Origin of the sequence: Tractidigestivibacter scatoligenes, from assembly GCF_001494635.1 — a bacterium.
GTDB lineage: Bacteria > Actinomycetota > Coriobacteriia > Coriobacteriales > Atopobiaceae > Tractidigestivibacter > Tractidigestivibacter scatoligenes.
Genome location: NZ_LOJF01000001.1, coordinates 89,949 through 105,740 on the forward strand (window position 1 = coordinate 89,949; position 15,792 = coordinate 105,740).

Sequence of the window (15,792 nt, forward strand, 5' to 3'; positions counted from 1 at the left end):
CCAGCCTTTATCGGAGAGGTTCTCCCAGTGCAGAGCACGGGTATGCGACATCCAGCGAAAACGGATATGCCGGGTATACCGGGAGGCCCAATGCGCGAGCTCAAAAGCCGAGGCGCCGCCCAAAACGGGCCCGGCACGGGTTTCTGAGCTTTATTCTATGGCTGGTGATGCTCGCGTGCCTGGGGCTAATGGCAATCAGGTGCCTTCCGGCGTCGTACTCCGATGGTCGCGCGGTGCCGGAGCTTGTTTCGTTTGTGCCGGTGCTCTTTGTGCCGGTGCTTGCATGCCTGGTTCTGGCTGCGCTGTGGCGACGCCGGATTTTGTTCGTTGTGAGCGCAGCGGCTCTCGCAACCATTGCCGTCTGGCACATCGGGTACTTTATCCCAACGTCGCGCGTGAGCTCTTCAGCGGTGACGAGTGTGCAGGCGTCGGCCTCTACCAGCGACAACGCCGCGCGCATCATGACGCTCAACACGTACAACGGAAACGCCTCAGCGGCAGAGATCATCGCCCTGGTCAAGAGCTACAACGTTGAGGTCCTCTGCCTGGAGGAGCTTACGGATGCCGAGGTGCAGGCGCTGAGCGCGGCGGGGCTCGATACTGTCCTGCCGTACCACGAGATTTCCGATGCGGCGTCAGAGATCAACAACGGAGGGCGCAACGGCATCTGGACGGCGGCGCCCATGTCGAATGTGTCCACCAACCTGCTCCCCATTAACACGAGCTCGATGCCAGCGGCCGATATTGTGATGGGTGGGACAACGGTGCGCATCGTGGCGGTGCACCCCAACTCGCCCGTACGCGGCGCTCAGAGCGAGTGGAGCCAGGGGCTTTCTGTCATACAGTCGCTTTCTGGGTACAACCACGCCTACCTGCTGTGCGGTGACTTCAACTCGACGTGGGATCACGCGCGCTTCCGCGAGCTTCTTGGTGACACGTTTGTGGATGCCGGGGAACAGAGCGGACAGGGGTTCTACATGACGTACCCCTCAAGCGGCAAAGTTCCCTCGCTCATCGAGATCGACCACTTTGTGTATTCGAAGTCCTCGGGCATTGTGGTGAGCAACCTTGAAGCGGTGGCTGTCAGTGGAGCGGACCACCGAGCGCTGATAGGAATCCTCGAAGCGTCCTAGGGCGGGGCACCCCAGGTGCCCCGCCCCCTCCCGCGCAACGCGCGGGAGGGGTTTTGCATCGAACTCGGCTCTGTTACACAAAAATTGAGTTATTTGCGCCGAACTGCCCTACGTTACACGTAGTTTCTGGGCAACCCCAAGTAGTGATTGGGCAGCAGCCACAACATATTGTGTTTATCGAAGTATTTGCCACAATATGCATACTCTAATACCTCGCACTGTCCCAAATACACGTGTAACGAGAGGCAGTTCGGCGCACAAACTCGGGATTTTGCGTAACGGAGCCGAGTTCGATGCATCGGCGACCTTAGCCGAACAGCCGACGCAAGAGCATCGACCTAAGCGCTGCCTCCCGCGCGCTCAGCGGCTTTCTCCGATAGCCCAACCGCCGCTCAAGCTGCGAGGTCAACGCATTGAGCGCAACCTCATCGCTGGTAATGCCATTTGTCACAACCAGAGGTTTGTAACCCACTGACTCAAGCGCGCTCCTTCGACGTTCGTCCTTGGTCTTCTGCTTCGAATTTAGGTGCGTAAGATCGCTGTCGTACTCAACTGTTACGCGTTTGCATTCCCAGAGAAAATCTGGCTTCACTTGATCCTGGCCAGCAAGTTCCCTTTGCTCGCCCACCAGTTCAATGGGTTGGTTCATCTCAAAACCTCTAAGCTCAGCACCACCGCGACGCCTTGAAAGATTGAAGTACACCGCCAAAGCCGTCTCACGAGGTGAATTGGAGTTTGCGACGGCAAGTTCAAGAGCAGAGTCTGCCCGGATTGAGCCTCGAACTCCCAGCGCCTTTGAGGCACGGATATACTTCGTCAGCTCCCCATACGTGATCAACGGGGCAAGATCGACATCCCATCCCTTTTCCAGCTGGTCAGAGAGTCCGTAAGTGCCAAGCATTTCCATGGCAACCATCGCAAGCTCAACGTCATCCCAGATGCTTGCCAGCTGAACCAGAACCGCGGGCATTCGGTATATGTACATCCGCTCGTCGACCCTGAATAGCCCCTCGCCAACCGCCGGCCCGGCCCATCGGTGATCCCTGATAAGCGGGCAGTTATGCCGAGCGTCTCTCTCACCAATAACGACATCCAGCGGTCCGTCGCAGCAGCAGATTTCCAGCGCCCTGCGTGCCCGCTCCGTTAACGTCAAGTTCCCCGCGCCGAACACCACACCAGGCTCCTCCTGTGCCGCCGCGTCACGATTTACCAGCTGTGCCACTCGCGCCGACCGCCAGAAGCTAAGCGCTGACTCAAACCCAATAACCAGACGCGTACCCATGCACCGTCACCCCCTGAACCTAGATAGGAAGCCGTCAGCCACGTGCAAGACTTCCTCGGAAGACGAACGAGGCCGGCTCATAGAGCCGGCCTCGATACCACTATGTACCTGGCAGAACGCCAAGCGTATCCCTACAACTACTTCTCGCCGGCGGCGCGCTTCTCGGCGTACTCGGCAGCGAGCTTTGCCTGAATGTCATGCGGCACCTGCTCGTAGCCCGAGAGTTCCATCTCGAACTCGCCCGTGCCGCGCGAGAGCGAGCGCAGGCGCGTGGCGTAGTCTGTAACCTCGGCGTACGGGATGGTTGCCTCAATCGTGGTCTCGCCGCTCGCGGCGCCCGTGCCAGCAGACATACCCTCGACACGCCCGCGCGAGGCGGAGACGTCGCCCATCACGGAGCCGGCGTAGCTGTCCGGCACGGTAATGCGCAGGTGTGCCATGGGCTCGAGAAGCACCGGCTCAGCCTGGGCAACGGCCTTCTGGAAGCCGATACGCGCCGCCGTCTTGAAGGCCATCTCGTTGGAGTCCACGGGGTGGTACGAGCCGTCGTAAACGGCAACCTTAACGTCAATCATGGGGTAGCCGGCAAGCACGCCTTCGCGCATGGTCTCCTGCACGCCCTTGTCGATGGCGGGGATGAAGCCGCGCGGAATGTGCCCGCCCACGACCTCGTCAACAAACTCGTAGCCGTTGCCGGGGTTGGGCTCGATGCGCAGCCAGCAGTCTCCGTACTGGCCGGCACCACCAGTCTGCTTCTTGTGACGGCCCTGCGCAGAGGCGACACGACGGATGGTCTCGCGATACGGGATGCGCAGAGCCACGGTGTGCGCCGTCACGCCCGCACGATCCTCGAGGCGATCAAGCAGCACGCTCACCTGCGCTTCGCCGATAGCGGAGATGACCGTCTGGCCGGTGTCCTCGTCGCGCTCAACCTTAAGCGTGGGATCGGCGTCGGCGGCCTTCTCGAGAAATGCGTACAGCTTGCCCTCGGTGCCACGCTTATCAGGCTCGATGGCGATTCGGTAGAGCGAGTTGGGGAAGCGGAACGCCGCAGCCTCGACCTTACCGGTAACGGAGAGCGTGTCACCCGTCATTGCCTCGAGCTTGGGTACCACCACGATGTCGCCGGCCGCTGCAGACTGAACTTCCTCGGTCTCGCGACCGCACATGAGGTAAAGGTGCCCCAGTCGCTCGGTCTTGCGCGTACGCGCGTTGGTGAGCTCGATGCCCGGCGTCAGCGTGCCCGCCAGCACCTTGAGGAAGGAGAGCCGCCCGTTCTGCGGGTCGTTGAGACTCTTGAAGGCAAAGGCAACGGGGCGGTCATCGTCCGGCGAGATGTCAAGCTGCTCGCCGTTGACCAGCGGGATGCGCCCAAAGTCCGCCATCGTGGGGAACCAGCCAACGATGGCGTCCATAAGCGAGAAGAGGCCCTCCTCGCGCACGCAAGAACCAGCAAAGACGGGGACAAACACGCGCTCGGCCATGGCCTTGCCGAGAAGCCCCTCGAGCTCGGCCTGGGTGATTTCGCCGCCCTCGAGGTAACGCATCATGAGCTCGTCATCGGCCTCGACCACAAGCTCGGTAAGGCTGGCGCGCGCCTCGTCGGCGGCGTCCTTGTACTCGGCCGGAACGTCGGTCACCACGGGCTTGCCGCCCTCGAGGTGGCGCGCCTTCATGTGAACCACGTCGATGACGCCACCAAACGCGTCGCCGGTGCCCATGGGAATGGTGACGGCGCCCAGATTGTTGCCGTAGTGCTCGCGCAGCCCCTCGAGCGTCACGTCGTAGTCTGCGTCCGGCCTATCGCAGCGGTTCACGAAGATGGCGCGCGCGAGCGAGAGGTTCTCGGCGGCGTACCACAGGCGCGTGGTCACGGTGCCAAGGCCGCCTGCCGCGTCAACCACGAAGAGCGCCGTCTCGCACGCGCTCATGGCTGCATAGGCATCGCCGACAAAGTCCGGATAGCAGGGCGCGTCAAGCACGTTGATGCGAGTGTTCCCCCAGACGACGGGGGCAATGGTGGTGGAGATGGAGAAGCCGCGTTCGCCCTCCTCCGCGTCGTAATCCAGCGTGGGCTTGGTGCCGGCGTGACCGCCCAGGCGGGTCGTCTTGCCCGTCAGGTGCAGCATGGCCTCGGCCAGCATGGTCTTGCCCACGCCGCCTTGGCCCACAAGGACTACGTTCTTGACCTTCTCAGTGCCCGTTGTAGCCATGGTTCCTCCTCGAGCCGCATGCCAGGGCGGCATCGCCGAGGAGAAGCGCAACGGCGAAGCCACCGTGCCTTTGTCACTGCGCGGCATCTGCCGCGCGTTGGATTCACCTTACCCGCGCGAGCTGAGACGGATTCGCACGCATCGGGCAGCGTGGGCGCATGCGCCGCAGGCGCGATGCCGCAGGCGAGAAGAACCGCGCCTGCGCGGCCCCAGCCGCCGCGCCGCAACAAAAAAAGAAGCCCCGGGCACGAAGCCCGGGGCCAGCGATCACAATGCGCGAGAAGCAAACCAGCCGCAGCTAGCCCTGCTTGACGGCCTCCTCGGCCTTGGCGTCCTCCTCGGCGATGAGCTTTGCCTTGAGGGAGATCTTCTCGTTGGACATCTTGTCCGCGTAGATCTTCTTGCCGGTGGGGTGCTCCTCAAGCCACAGGCGCTCGGCCTCGGGTGCCCACTTCTCGGCGTAGGGCGTGGTGCGGGCGCAAAGGTGGTCGACGTCCTCCGGCGAGATGTACTCCGTGGACTTGGCGTCTGCCGCGTGCACGATTTTGGGCAGCATCTCGGGGTTCTCGAGCATGGGGCAAGGACGCAGCATGTTGTCGTTCCAGGGGTAGTTCTCGCGATAGGCCTGGAAGACGGGCTGACGCAGGCAGTCGAGAAGGTCCTGGTCCTTGATGTTGGCGTTGGAGTAGTGGATGAAGACGCACGGCTCCACGTCGCCCTTGGCGTTAATGTGGCAGAACACGCGGCCGCCGGCGATGCAGCCGCCAACATACTCGCCGTCGTTCTGGAAGTCCATCGCAAAGATGGGCTTGCCGCCGGTGATGCCGCGCACCTCGCGGATGCGGTGCAGCATGTACTCGCGCTGCTCGACGGTGGGCATGAGGTCGGCGTTTGCGCCCTCGCCCACGGGCATGTAGTGGAAGTACCAGGCCCAACGGGCACCTTTGCTGATGATGAGGTCGAGGTACTCGTCGGACGTGACGGTCTCGGTGTTGGCGCGGGTGTAGGCCGTGGAGGTACCAAAGAGCAGGCCGTTCTTGTGGAGAAGGTCCATGGCGCGCATGACCTCGTCATAGGAGCCGTCGCCGCGGCGCGCGTCGTTGGTGTCCTCGTAGCCCTCGAGCGAGATGGAGAACACGATGTTGCCCAGGCGCTTGACCTCGTCGCAGAACGGCTGGTCAATGAGGGACGCATTGGTGAAGATGTTGAAGAGGCAGTCGTTGTGCTCCTCGGCGAGGCGCAGGACGTCCTTCTTGCGCACCAGGGGCTCGCCGCCGGTCAGCATGTAGAGGTGGCAGCCAAGCTCGGAGCCCTGCGTGATGATCTTGTCGCACTCCTCATACGTGAGGTTCTGCCACTTCTCGTAGTCAGCAGACCAGCAGCCAATGCAGTGCTTGTTGCAGGCGCTGGTGGGGTCAAAGATGATAATCCGGGGCACGTTGCACTGGTACTTGTCGGCATTGGCCGTGGTGTTGCGCAGACCGCGGAAGGCAGCCTCGTAGCCGCCGTTGAGCACGACGGTCTTGAGCACGTGCGGGTCGGTCTCGTCGATGACGCTCCAGAGGAACTGCTCCCACTTGGAGCCGGGGTAGAGACCCGCCTTCAGGCCGCGCGTGACGCCGGGGGCGGTGTCCTTGAGCAGGTTGCCGGCCATGTTGATGAGCTTGTCGAGGTTCTTCTCGCGATCATCGCCAGAGGCGGCCTTGATGATCTGGTCGAGCGCGACGCTGAACGCCTTGCGCTCTGCCGCGTGAGCAATCTTTGACTGCATTACGTGCTCCCTTGCTAATGCGCTTCCCTGTTCGCAGATTTTTGACCTGCGTTTAAATCTGAGAGAACTATACGCCCGCCAAGTCAAACATACAAGGAAATTTTGGCCCCTGCGCTGGGACTACGTAGTTGGCAAGGCGCGGGCACTCAACTCGTTTGGTGCGTGTATGCTGAGAGTCACGCATTGCGCAAGCTACCCTCGTTGACTGGAGACCCATGGGATATCGCACCTACACCTGCCCCATCGCAAAGTCCTGCGGTGGCTGCGAGTGGCTTGCGGTGCCCTACCCCATCCAGCTTGATCGCAAGCAGGCGTTGGTCGAGGAGGTCCTGGGCCAAGCCGCGCGCCGGGATCACGGCACGCTCGAGAAGATCTGCGGCATGGATGAGCCACGCAGCTACCGGCACAAGGCGGCCACACCGTTTGCGCCGGGCTCGCGCGGACGCGTGCGCTGCGGCTTCTATGCCGCTGGCTCGCATCGCATTGTGCCCTGCTCGTCGTGCCTGGTAGAAGCCCCTGGTGCGCGAGACGTGCTCAACGCCGTGGCGCGCGCGGCCGAGCGCTGCGGCATCCCCGCCTACCAGGAGGACCGCGGGAGCGGCGTGCTGCGCCATGCCGTGGTGCGCATGGGCTACGCCACCAAGGAGTGCCTGCTCACAGTGGTTACCAATGGACCAAGGCTTCCACGCGCCGAGAAGTTCGTGAACGACATACGTCGCAACCAACCGCAGGTCACAAGCATTGTCCAGAACATCAACGAGCGCCGGACCAACGCGATTCTCGGCCGGCAGTGCATCACGCTGTACGGTCCAGGCGTCATGCACGACCGGCTGCTGGGCTGCTCGTTTGAGATTGGGCCCACGAGCTTCTACCAGACAAACCCCGCGCAGACCGAGGTGCTGTACCGGCTTGCCATTGCCGGGGCGGGCATTGTGCCCGGGATGCGGCTGCTCGACGCGTACTGCGGGACGGGAACCATTGGCATCTGCGCTGCGCACGAGTGCCCGGACGTGGAGGTTGTGGGCGTGGAGCAAGTTGGCGGCGCGGTGGCGGCGGCACGACGTAACGGCATAGCCAACGGGCTGGACAAGCGCTGCCGTTTTGTGCGGGCAGACGCCACGGAGTACCTGGTAGCGGCAGCGCGCAACGGGCGCGCCGAACGCTTTGACACGCTCATCATGGATCCGCCGCGGGCTGGCTCGACGCCCGAGTTCCTCTCGGCAGTGTGCGCGCTTGGGCCCGAGCGCGTGTCGTACGTCTCGTGCAACGTGCTCACGCAGGCGCGCGACGTCGAGCTGCTGCGCGAGGGCGGCTACCGTCTTGAGCGCGTGCAGCCGGTGGACATGTTCCCGCACACCAAGCACGTGGAGTGCGTCGCGACGCTCGCACGACGATGAGACAAAGGGACTGTCCCCTTGTCTCATAGCGCAGCGCCCGCCCCTGGGGGTCTGGGGGCGGACAAACGGGGTGGTACGTGAACCAACCTGACGTCAAACAATCAGACGCCGAGAAGAACCACTACTTGCTGCGACGATCTTTCCTCCTCACCACCACGGCAGCTGCGAGCACTGCCACCGCGGCGACTGCGAGACCAACGGGCAGAGCGGTCTGCGTGGCGTCACCGGTGTTGGGGATGGTCGGCTTCTTGGGCTCCTCCTTGGCCGGCTCGGGCTCCGGCGCGGGCGCGGTGTAAACGTTCTCGAAGGTCACTGCGTCGGCAGCGGTACCGTCGGAGGTGGTGATGAACGCGCTCGTCCCCAGGACGCCGGCGCCGTCATCGGTCACCGTGTAGGTCACGTTGTAGACGGTGCTGTCGTAGGTCCAACCCTCGGCGTTGCCCGCGACCTCGTACGCCTTGTAGGAGTACGAGCCAACCTGGTCGAACGTGATCGACCCCAGCGAGACCGTGCCGTCGCCGTTGATGATGTCCGTGGTCACGCCGTTCTCGCTGGCGCTACCATCCCAAAGTATGGCGGCGGCACAAATGCGGTTGCCGGCGGCCTTTTCGCCCAAGGACTTCTCGATTGAGGTCTTCTCGCTTGCTGGCTTATCGCCCAGGGACTTCTCGCTTGCCGACGCCCCTCTCCGCCTCAAAAGTGAACACGAAATCGACCGGTTATTACCAGTTTCCTGGGCAGGCGCCGCCACGTGGCCCTGCGCATTGTTTTCGTGTTCACTTTTGGTAGCGGGGTCGGTGTCGCACGGGCCCGACGCCAGTTGCGACCCGTATCCGCTATCGCACCTAACACGAGACGAGATGCATCGCAATGCTGAATGCCCACAACCCCGGAGAATAGCTCTTTTTTAAACGTTCATCACGTTTGCCCAGGTCGACGATGGCGGTATTAATAAAAGGAGCTATTCTCCGGGGTTGCAGGGGGGCGGGTCTGCGGCAAGAATTTGCGGTTGGGCTACGGGTTTTCTCGACCCCTCAAGTAGTAACACCGGCAAACTCTCGCGCAGTAACACATAAGGGGTTCAATCAAAACTGCTGCCAAACGGAAAGGCCCCTCCAGCCAAAACCGGAGGGGCCACAGATCAGCTATCAAGCACTGCCGCTACGCCTGGTCGATCACCACGTGTCCGTCTTCGCGCACGTGCACGCGTCCCTCTGCCAAGAGCTGCGCCACACGCGGGTAGAGCTGGTGCTCGACCTCGTGGATGCGAGCCTCGAGCTGGTCGACGGTCCAGCCCTCCTCTACCTCCACCGGCCGCTGTGCGATGATGGGGCCGCAGTCGTAATCGCTGTTGGCAAAGTGAACCGTCACACCCGTGACCTTGACGCCGCAGTCGAAGGCGTCCTGGATGGCGTGCGCCCCCTTGAAGCTGGGCAGCAGCGCCGGATGGATGTTGACCACGCGGTTGGGGAAGCTGGCCAGGATGGGGTCATGCACCATCCGCATGTAGCCAGCCATGAGCACGTAGTCCACACCAGCGCGGCGCAGCTCGGTGGCTATGACCTCGTCAGCAACCATTGGGTCTGCGTAGATCTCCTTGGAGAGCGTGAGCGTCTGGATGCCCGCCGCCTCGGCGCGCTTGAGACCGTACGCGCTTGGCCGCGAACTCACCACCAGCTCGATGCTGGCATCAAGCCTACCTGCGGCAATAGCATCGATGAGCGCCTGCAGGTTGGTACCCGAGCCGCTAATGAGCACTCCCAGCTTAATGCTCATCGATAGGTCACCTTGCCCTCGCCCGCGACGCACTCGCCCATCACGAACGGCGAGAACCCCTGGGCAACAAGCCCCTCGCAGACCTCGTCCACGTCGTCGCGACTACAGATGATGCTCATGCCAACGCCCATGTTGAAGGTCTTGTACGCCTCGTCGGGCGTGAGGCCCGCAGCGCGCACCATGTACGTGATGACCGGCGGCACGTCCCATGCGGGGCCATCCTCACCGCCGCGGTCGACCACGGCGTCAACGTTTGCGGGCAGCGCACGATTGAGGTTCTCGGTAATGCCGCCACCGGTGATGTGCGCCATAGCGTGGATGGGCACGCCGGCCTTGAGTGCGCGAACCAGCCCGCCGGCGTAAATGGTGGTGGGGCGCATCACGGCGTCGGCCAGGCTCTCGCCGCCCAGCTCGGGAAGCGGGCGTTCCAGCTCTTCCACGGTCTTGCCCTCGATAGCCACCTTGCGCACGAGCGAGTAGCCATTGGAGTGAATGCCGGAGCTGGGAAGGCCGAGAATCACGTCGCCCTCGTGCACCAGGTGCGGACCAATCATCTTGGGCCGGTCGACCACGCCCACCACAAAGCCGGCCAGGTCGTAGTCGTTGGGGTTCATGACGCCGGGGTGCTCGGCCATCTCGCCGCCAACCAGCGCGCAGCCGGACTTGCGGCAGCCCTCGGCAATGCCGCCCACGATCTTGGCAACGTGCTCGGCGTGCAGCTTGCCAATGGCAACGTAATCCAGGAAGAACAGCGGCTCCGCACCAATAGGCACCACGTCGTCGACGCACATGGCAACGAGGTCCTCACCCACGGTCTCGTGCCGGTCAAGCAGCTGCGCGATGGCAAGCTTGGTGCCCACGCCATCCGTGCCCGAGACCAGCACCGGGTCCTCCATGTCCTTGTACGCGGCCATCGAGAAGCACGAGCCAAAGCCGCCCAGGCCGCCAATGACCTCGGGTCGGTTGGTCGAGGCAACGGCCGCCTTGATTGCGTCGACGGCGCGGGCACCCTCGTCCACGTCGACGCCGGCATCTGCATACGAGACGTGCTGGGGCTTATCTGCCATCTTAGGCATCCTTCCTAGCTGGGGTTTCATCGTTGTTCTCGGCATTTCCGCCTGCCTCGCCCGCGGCGCCTGCGGCCTCAAGCCGCGCCGCCGAGTCCTGCTCGACCTCGCGCGCAATCTGGTCGATGCTCATGTGCGACTCGAGAGACGCCTGCATGAGGTTATGCGGCTTGTAGCCGGGCAGGAACTTCTCCTCGTAGAACGAGCGCGGGATGGCAACCGGATAGTCGCCGGTAAAGCAGGCCGTGCAGTAGCCGCCGTGAGGCACGCAGTCGATAAGACCCTGCGGCGAGAGGAAGCCCAGCGTGTCGGCGCCGATAAAGTCGCGCATCTCCTCGAGTGACATGTTGGCGGCGATGAGCTGGTCCTGGTTGGCGGTGTCGATGCCATAGAAGCACGGCCAGGTGACCATGGGCGAGGCCGAGCGCATGTGGACCTCGGTGGCGCCGGCGTCGCGCAGCATCTGGACGATCTGCTTGGACGTGGTGCCGCGCACGATGGAGTCGTCCACCATCACGATGCGCTTGCCGCGCACCACGTCGGGCAGCGGGTTGAGCTTGAGCCGCACGCCCATCTGGCGCAGGGCCTGCGTGGGCTGGATGAAGGTGCGCGCAACGTAGCGGTTCTTGATGAGGCCGGTGCCGTACGGCAGCCCCAGCTCGGCAGCGTAGCCTTCGGCCGCGGGCGTGCCGGAGTCCGGCACCGAGATGACAAGGTCGGCATCAACGGGGGTCTCGCGCGCAAGACGGCGGCCCATGTTGTGACGCATGAGATAGAACGAGCTGCCGTCCTTCACCGAGTCCGGTCGCGAGAAGTACACGTGCTCAAAGATGCAATCGGCACGGGGCTGCGGCGGCACACCCTGCTCGGAGCGAAAGCCGTCATCGGAGATGCGGATGATTTCACCGGGCGCAACCTCGCGCACATAGGTGGCACCAACAATATCCAGGGCGCAGGTCTCGGACGCAACGGCCCATTCTCCTTCACCAAGCTTGCCCAGAACCAGCGGACGAATGCCGTGCGGGTCGCGGAAGGCGTAGAGGGCGTTCTCGCGCGCAAGCACCATGGCATAGCCGCCCTCGAGCATGCGCATGGTGTGCGCGATACCCGTACGCAGGCGATGCCCGCGCTGCGTGAAGTAGCCAATGAGCTTGGCCGCAACTTCGCTGTCGGTGCTGGATCGGAAGGGTATGCCCATCTCAATGAGCTCGGCGCGCAGCGCGTCAAAGTTCACGAGCGTGCCGTTGTGGGCCAGCGCGATGATCACGTCGTTGATCATCGAGAGGTGCGGCTGCGCGGACTCCCACCCCTTGGCACCGGCCGTTCCGTACCGGCAGTGGCCAATAGCCACCTTGCCCGGCATTGCGGCAAGGTCTGCCTCGGAGAAGACCTGCGTGACCAGGCCAAGGTCCTTGCGCACCAGAACGGTGCGCCCGTCTCCCACCGCAATGCCCGCCGACTCCTGCCCGCGGTGCTGCAACGCCCGCAGGCCAAAGTACGCCATGCGCGCTGGGTCGCGGTTTGGCGCCCACACGCCAAAGACGCCGCACTCGTCGTGCAGCTTGTCGTCACTGGGCTCTGGCGTCCACGACGCTTCCGTCACGATGCCACCTCGCTCTTGGGGACGCACACCAGGATGGTGCGGCCATAGCCATCAATGTAGTTGCAGGTGCAGAGGGTAAGCACGTGGCTCGTCTTGCCGATGAGCTCCGAGGCGTCAGAGCGGCTGGTCACGGCCTTGGCGAGAAGGTCCGAGAGATACAAGTGGAACTCGTCGTCGCTGGACCAGTCAAAGACGCGCACGTTGGTGTCGTTCTCGTCCGTGTAGTAGAGGAAGAGGGGCTCAAGCTCATAGTTGGCGTCTTCGGTGACGTACCACACGGTGCTCACGGAGTCGAAGGCCTCTTGGTTGTCCATGTCGGCAATGGGCTTGAACATGGCACCGTTGCGTAGGTGATGGCCATAGATGATGGTCTGCTGGTCGAGCATGCCGGGCGCCTGATTTTGGTAGTCCATAAAGACCTGGCCGCCTAGCGAGTAGGTGCCCTCGGCGTTGGTATGGAGGTACTTGTCGTTATCCGACGCCTGGTAAACGGGGAAGCTCACCACGGTGTTGGGAATCTGCACCCACCCAACAACCTCGGGGTTCACTGCCTTGAGGCCAGCCCAGTCCACCACAGGCGGCTGGTTGCCTTCGTCGTCCACGGTTGCGTAGGTAGCGAGCTTCTCGTTCTCCACGTCCTGCTCGTGGTACTGCCACTGCGAGTAGCCGTACAAGCCGGCCGCCACCACGATAAGCACGATGCCCACAATGAAGAGCACCGTAGAGATAATGCGGTTGCGCCGCTTGCGCGGATCGCGAGACCTACGACCGGAGAGGTCGTAGGGGTCGGTCTCGCGGTAGTTGTCGCTCTTCATGCGGCGGCCATGGCGAGAGGAACGAGCGCCTGCGCCTGCCGCGCCCTTGGACGACGGGTCGTCGGTGACCACGGGAATGAAGCCAGCCGCACGCTGGTCATTAGCGGTGCCGTGCGGCAGCGTAGGCTCACCCCCAGACGTCTGGCCAAAATGCTTGCCCTGACTGTTTGACACGTGACTGCCTTTCTCGGTCGAGGCGAACTAGGAGAGCTTGCTCCCCACGTACGCCGCGGCGGCGGGCTTGTCGAAGTTGCCATTGGTTGCCTTGGTAAGTGCACCCATGACCTTGCCCATGTCGCGCTTGGCCGTGGCGCCCAGTTCGGCAATGAGAGAGTCGGCCAGCTTCTCGAGGTCGGCGCCCTCAAGCTGGCGCGGCAGCAGCTGGGAAAGGACGTCTGCCTGTGTCGAGAGCTCCTGGATGCGCTCGGCGTGGGACTCGGCGCCGGCCTTTCGCAGGCCGTCGAGCTCCTCGGCGGTGACCTTCTGGAGCTTCTTCACCGCCTTGGTGATATCCGCCTCGGTGGCGTCGCGGCGCTCATCGACCTCGACCTGCTTCACGGCCTGGTTTACCTGGCGCAAGATGGAGACGCGCGCCTTGTCGTGCGCCTTCATGGCAAGCTTGATCTGCTCGAGCAGCTCTTCCTTCTTCATGTAGTGCTTTCCTCCCTGGCCGCGAGGTGAGCGCGGCCGCACGCAGCACGGCGGACTCTACGCCGCTGCCATCTGCTGCTTCATCTGGATAATCTTCTCGCGGTACTCCGGCATGGTGGCCCCAAGAATCTGGGTTGCGTAGATGGCTGCGTTCTTGGCGCCGCCAATGGCCACGCAGGCCACAGGCACACCCGAGGGCATCTGCACCATGGAGAGCAGGGAGTCCATGCCACCCAGGTCGCTCGTCTTCATGGGAACGCCAACTATGGGCAGCGGCGTGTAGGCTGCAACAACGCCGCCCAGGTGAGCGGCCTTGCCCGCGGCAGCAATGATCACCTTAAGGCCGCGGTCCGCAGCGGTGGACGCCCAGTCGTGAACCTTCTGTGGCGCGCGGTGCGCCGAGGCAATGACCAGCTCGTACGGAACGCCCAGCTCATCCAGCTGAGCGGTGCACGCCTCCATCGCCGGCATGTCCGACTTAGACCCCATAATGATTCCCACCAGCGGCTTGTCCGCCATAGGACCCCCTTTGGATTTGGGTTCAGAGACGCATCACAGTATAGATGGAGCCGGGCGTGCCGGGGCGCGAACGGCCTATCATTAACCAACAGCAACAGAGACACGGCAGGCGCCACGAGCCAATTACGACCCGAAAGGTAGCACATGGACGCAAAGGATCTTGTTCTTTACAAGCGAGAGGGCGCGTACATTCCGCGCGTCGCCGCGGTGCACGACCTGTGCGGATACGGCAAGTGCTCGCTGGGGATTGCCATTCCCGTGCTCTCTGCGGCAGGATGCGATGTGTGCCCGGTGCCCACCTCACTATTCTCGGCGCACACCAAGTTCCCTACATACTATATGCACGATACGACGCGAATCCTTGAGGATTATCTGGATGCCTGGGCTAAAGAAGGTATCGAGCTTGATGCAATTTACTCTGGGTTCCTGGGGTCTGCTGCGCAAGTGGGCGCTATTCAGCGGCTGTATCGCGAGCACCCGGGTGCGCTGCGCGTGGTTGATCCGGTTATGGGTGACGGCGGAAAGATGTACCCCACGTACACGGTTGAGCTGTGCGAGAAGATGCGCGAGCTGGTTGCCGGGGCAGACATTCTCACGCCAAACCTCACGGAGGCACACCTACTAACCGGCATGCCCTACCACGGGCAGGATCTCTCGGAGGCCGAAGTAGAGAGGTACGTGGCGCAGCTGGTGGGAATGGGCGCGCATCTCGTTGTGGTAAAGGGCGTGGTGCGCGGTGATAGTCTTATCAGAAATTACGTGGCTGGCGAGAAGATCGACCTAGTAGAGGTTGTGGGCGAGCAACTGCCTTTCATGACGCACGGGACCGGCGACCTGTTTGCCTCAACGCTTACTGGGGCCGTTATGTGCGGGCGCAGCGTGTACGACGCGGTGGCGTTTGCCACGGACTTCGTGCGGGATGCCATGCGCATCACGCGGCTGCAGCCGGATAACGAGGTGCGCGGGGTGTCGTTCGAGAGCCTGTTGGGGCAGGTCACGGCACTCGTTGGGTAGGCGCCGGCGGGCCGGCGGCAACGCGGGGCCGGGGCGCGGCGGGGGCCTCTCGGTGATGCCGCGGATTCTCGCCGGTTAGGAATTTTCCGAACGGTTAGGGACCCTTAAACGGCGAAATCCCGCGGCATAACGGGACTTGCCGCTGATTCCGAACGGTTAGCCCACCTTAAACGGCGAAATCGCGCGGCATCTCCGTTGACGCCAACCGTCGAGGCACACCGTAGCGCTCAAGCAACTCCTTGAAGAACGGGCGATTCTTTGCCTCCTCAAAGCTGAACCGCATGATTGACGCACCGTACAACGTGAGGCGAGACTCCCGTCGTCGCTCGGCGAGCAGCGCCCTGCCAGAGACCTTCTCGCCAGAGCTTCCGCGCTCGGCATACTTTGCTGCACCGTCAAGCTCGCCAAATATCGGGCGTGCCACACCCGTTTCCCACACGTAGTCAACCCTGAACTCGCACCCAGGTCGCGACGGATCTTCCACAAGAACCTGCAGCTCTGGCACGCAAAACCCCAGCTCAATCATGATTCCGCGAGCAACCGACTCTCCG

The 15,792-nt window shown here is 63.0% G+C and carries 14 protein-coding genes; 3 read left to right on the forward strand and 11 right to left on the reverse strand.

All coding sequences use genetic code 11. The features are described 5' to 3' along the window. The first annotated feature begins 188 nt into the window (after positions 1 to 188). Positions 189 to 1,133, forward strand: coding sequence for an endonuclease/exonuclease/phosphatase family protein (locus AUL39_RS00410; protein WP_059052544.1), 945 nt, complete (start codon positions 189 to 191; stop codon positions 1,131 to 1,133). Between the two features lie 307 nt (positions 1,134 to 1,440). Here the strand turns inward: AUL39_RS00410 and AUL39_RS00415 are convergent, their stop codons facing one another. The 3 genes from AUL39_RS00415 to AUL39_RS00425 form a co-directional block, all read right to left on the reverse strand. Next, positions 1,441 to 2,355 carry a hypothetical protein gene (locus AUL39_RS00415; RefSeq protein ID WP_160326998.1) on the reverse strand — a complete coding sequence of 305 codons (915 nt, stop codon included), beginning with the start codon at positions 2,353 to 2,355 and terminating at the stop codon, positions 1,441 to 1,443. A 197-nt stretch (positions 2,356 to 2,552) separates the two neighbouring features. After that, a complete protein-coding gene (locus AUL39_RS00420) occupies positions 2,553 to 4,628 on the reverse strand; it encodes an elongation factor G (RefSeq protein WP_059052550.1) in 2,076 nt (691 codons plus the stop codon). 298 nt (positions 4,629 to 4,926) lie between these two features. After that, the gene (locus AUL39_RS00425) at positions 4,927 to 6,399 is read right to left on the reverse strand and encodes a radical SAM protein (protein WP_059052551.1); all 1,473 of its coding nucleotides are present in this window, start codon (positions 6,397 to 6,399) and stop codon (positions 4,927 to 4,929) included. Positions 6,400 to 6,614: 215 nt separating this feature from the next. Between AUL39_RS00425 and rlmD the strand changes: the two genes are divergently transcribed. Beyond that, positions 6,615 to 7,796, forward strand: a complete 1,182-nt coding sequence (gene rlmD, locus AUL39_RS00430; protein WP_059052552.1) for a 23S rRNA (uracil(1939)-C(5))-methyltransferase RlmD — start codon at positions 6,615 to 6,617, stop codon at positions 7,794 to 7,796. A 121-nt stretch (positions 7,797 to 7,917) separates the two neighbouring features. On the opposite strand, the gene AUL39_RS10805 is transcribed toward rlmD, so the two are convergent. From AUL39_RS10805 to purE, 7 genes are all read right to left on the reverse strand, one after another. After that, positions 7,918 to 8,493 carry a Spy0128 family protein gene (locus AUL39_RS10805; protein ID WP_153001524.1) on the reverse strand — a complete coding sequence of 192 codons (576 nt, stop codon included), beginning with the start codon at positions 8,491 to 8,493 and terminating at the stop codon, positions 7,918 to 7,920. A gap of 464 nt (positions 8,494 to 8,957) precedes the next feature. Further along, complete coding sequence (gene purN, locus AUL39_RS00440) at positions 8,958 to 9,572, reverse strand: phosphoribosylglycinamide formyltransferase (RefSeq protein ID WP_059052556.1); 615 nt, start codon at positions 9,570 to 9,572, stop codon at positions 8,958 to 8,960. Continuing rightward, positions 9,569 to 10,639 (reverse strand): phosphoribosylformylglycinamidine cyclo-ligase, encoded by a 1,071-nt coding sequence (gene purM, locus AUL39_RS00445; RefSeq protein WP_059052558.1) that lies wholly within the window; start codon positions 10,637 to 10,639, stop codon positions 9,569 to 9,571. The genes purN and purM overlap by 4 nt, the downstream gene beginning before the upstream one ends. Before the next feature lies 1 nt (position 10,640). After that, positions 10,641 to 12,242 (reverse strand): amidophosphoribosyltransferase, encoded by a 1,602-nt coding sequence (purF, locus tag AUL39_RS00450; RefSeq protein ID WP_235810711.1) that lies wholly within the window; start codon positions 12,240 to 12,242, stop codon positions 10,641 to 10,643. Then, on the reverse strand, positions 12,239 to 13,231 hold the full coding sequence (locus AUL39_RS00455) for a class B sortase (RefSeq protein ID WP_059052561.1): 993 nt from the start codon (positions 13,229 to 13,231) through the stop codon (positions 12,239 to 12,241). The genes purF and AUL39_RS00455 overlap by 4 nt, the downstream gene beginning before the upstream one ends. A gap of 27 nt (positions 13,232 to 13,258) precedes the next feature. Further along, entirely contained in the window at positions 13,259 to 13,708 is a 450-nt protein-coding gene (locus tag AUL39_RS00460) for a GatB/YqeY domain-containing protein (protein ID WP_059052563.1), read from the reverse strand. Between the two features lie 57 nt (positions 13,709 to 13,765). Then, entirely contained in the window at positions 13,766 to 14,227 is a 462-nt protein-coding gene (gene purE, locus AUL39_RS00465; RefSeq protein ID WP_059052565.1) for a 5-(carboxyamino)imidazole ribonucleotide mutase, read from the reverse strand. Positions 14,228 to 14,371: 144 nt separating this feature from the next. Here purE and AUL39_RS00470 point away from each other — a divergent pair, with 144 nt between their 5' ends. Then, entirely contained in the window at positions 14,372 to 15,241 is an 870-nt protein-coding gene (locus tag AUL39_RS00470) for a pyridoxamine kinase (RefSeq protein WP_059052567.1), read from the forward strand. Between the two features lie 166 nt (positions 15,242 to 15,407). Here the strand turns inward: AUL39_RS00470 and AUL39_RS00475 are convergent, their stop codons facing one another. After that, entirely contained in the window at positions 15,408 to 15,767 is a 360-nt protein-coding gene (locus tag AUL39_RS00475; protein ID WP_059052569.1) for a hypothetical protein, read from the reverse strand. Between the last annotated feature and the right edge of the window lie 25 nt (positions 15,768 to 15,792).

Coding starts and splice junctions, on each gene's coding strand:
- AUL39_RS00420 (WP_059052550.1), bottom strand. CDS start 4,628: ATGGCTACAACGGGCACTGAGAAGGTCAAGAACGTAGTCCTTGTGGGC.
- purN (WP_059052556.1), bottom strand. CDS start 9,572: ATGAGCATTAAGCTGGGAGTGCTCATTAGCGGCTCGGGTACCAACCTG.
- rlmD (WP_059052552.1), top strand. CDS start 6,615: ATGGGATATCGCACCTACACCTGCCCCATCGCAAAGTCCTGCGGTGGC.
- purE (WP_059052565.1), bottom strand. CDS start 14,227: ATGGCGGACAAGCCGCTGGTGGGAATCATTATGGGGTCTAAGTCGGAC.
- AUL39_RS00460 (WP_059052563.1), bottom strand. CDS start 13,708: ATGAAGAAGGAAGAGCTGCTCGAGCAGATCAAGCTTGCCATGAAGGCG.
- AUL39_RS00470 (WP_059052567.1), top strand. CDS start 14,372: ATGGACGCAAAGGATCTTGTTCTTTACAAGCGAGAGGGCGCGTACATT.
- AUL39_RS00410 (WP_059052544.1), top strand. CDS start 189: ATGGCAATCAGGTGCCTTCCGGCGTCGTACTCCGATGGTCGCGCGGTG.
- AUL39_RS00425 (WP_059052551.1), bottom strand. CDS start 6,399: ATGCAGTCAAAGATTGCTCACGCGGCAGAGCGCAAGGCGTTCAGCGTC.
- purM (WP_059052558.1), bottom strand. CDS start 10,639: ATGGCAGATAAGCCCCAGCACGTCTCGTATGCAGATGCCGGCGTCGAC.
- AUL39_RS00475 (WP_059052569.1), bottom strand. CDS start 15,767: ATGATTGAGCTGGGGTTTTGCGTGCCAGAGCTGCAGGTTCTTGTGGAA.